The sequence below is a fragment of the Streptomyces sp. URMC 129 genome (assembly GCF_051386415.1).
Taxonomy (GTDB): domain Bacteria; phylum Actinomycetota; class Actinomycetes; order Streptomycetales; family Streptomycetaceae; genus Streptomyces.
The window spans coordinates 1-1,737 of record NZ_JBPQTQ010000262.1 but is presented as its reverse complement, the minus strand read 5'-3'; the positions used below and the strand labels follow the sequence as shown (position 1 = coordinate 1,737).

The window sequence follows — 1,737 nt, the reverse complement described above, 5'->3', positions numbered from 1 at the left end:
CAGGCGGTTCCTGCTCTCCCTGGGCGAGGCCCACGCGGCCGGGACCGACGTCGACTGGCCGTCACTGATGACCGGTTGGACCACCCGGCCCGCCGACCTGCCCACCTACCCCTTCCAGCACCGCCGCTACTGGCTCGACCCCGACACCTCCACCCCCGCCGACGGCACCACGGTCGCCACCTCGGCCGAGGAGAACGGCTTCTGGGAAGCGGTCGAACGCCAGGACCTGCCCGAGCTGGTCACCACCCTCGACATCGACCCCGCCTCCTCCCTCGGCGACCTCGTGACCGGCCTCTCCCGCTGGCGCCGCGAGACCACCGAGCGCTCCGCCGCCGACCAGTGGCGCTACCGCGTCACCTGGCAGCCCCTGACCTCCGCCAACCGCCCGGCACCGACCGGCCCGTGGATCGTCGCCGTCCCCGAACAGCACACCGAGCACGCCACCGCCGACGCCGTCCGCCGCGCCCTGACCGGCCACGGCACCGGCGTCACCACCCTCGCCGTCCCCGCCACCGGGGACCGCGCCGAACTGGCCGAGCGGCTGCGGGAAACGGCCGGTCCCGACTGCGCCGGCGTCGTGTCCCTGCTCGCCCTGGCCGCCGAACCCCTGCCCGGCCGCGTCGTGTCGGCGGCCCTCGCCGCCACCGTCGCGCTCGCCCAGGCGCTGGGCGACGCCGACGTGACCGCACCGCTGTGGTGCCTCACCTCCGGCGCCGTCGCCACCGGACCCGCCGACCCCGTGCGCGACCCCGCGCAGGCCCAGCTCTGGGGCCTCGGCCGCGTGATCGCCCTCGAACAGCCGCACCGCTGGGGCGGCCTCGTCGACCTGCCGGAACCGGACGACCTCGACGCCCGCGCCCTCACCCGACTCGCCGGAATCCTGACCCACGCCGGAGACGAACAGGAGCTCGCGCTGCGCGCGACCGGCGTCTTCGGCCGCCGCCTCGTCCGCGCCCCCGCGGGCACACCCCGGCGCCCCGACTGGCGACCGTCCGGCACCATCCTCATCACCGGCGGCACCGGCTCCATCGGCGCCCACGTCGCCCGCCGCCTCGCGGCGGAAGGCGCCGACCACCTGCTCCTCACCAGCCGCAGCGGCCCCGCCGCACCCGGCGCCGCCGAGCTGCGGGCCCAACTGGAGGCCCACGGCACACGCGTGACCATCGCCGCCTGCGACGCCGCCGACCGCGACGCGCTGCGCGACCTGCTGGCCGGTCTGCCCGCCGAACACCCCCTCACCGGCGTGATCCACTCCGCCGGAACCCTGGACGACGGCGTGCTCGACGCGCTCACCCCCGACCGCCTCGACACCGTCCTCCGGCCCAAGGCCGAGGCGGCCCGCAACCTCCACGAACTCACCGCCGACCACGCCGACCTGGACCTGTTCGTCCTGTTCTCCTCCCTCTCCGGCGTCGTCGGCAACGGCGGCCAGGGCGGCTACGCCGCCGGCAACGCCTACCTCGACGCCCTCGCCCAGCACCGCCGCGCCCACGGCCTGCCCGCGACCGCCGTCGCCTGGGGCTCCTGGGGCACCGGCGGCCTGGTCACCGGCGCCGTCGAGGAACGGGCCCGGCGGCGCGGCCTGTTGCCCATGGCCGCCGAACGCGCCGTCCAGGCGCTGCGCCGCGCCATCGACCAGGACGACACCGCCGTCACCGTCGCCGACATCGACTGGGACCGGTACGCCCCCACCCTCGCCCCGTCCTCCAGCGACAACGCACCCGCCACACACGCCGC

The 1,737-nt window shown here is 76.9% G+C and carries 1 protein-coding gene; it reads left to right on the top strand.

The features are described from left to right. A partial coding sequence (locus ACSNOC_RS27625; RefSeq protein ID WP_436750310.1) for an SDR family NAD(P)-dependent oxidoreductase occupies window positions 1-1,737 on the top strand: 1,737 nt, incomplete at both ends.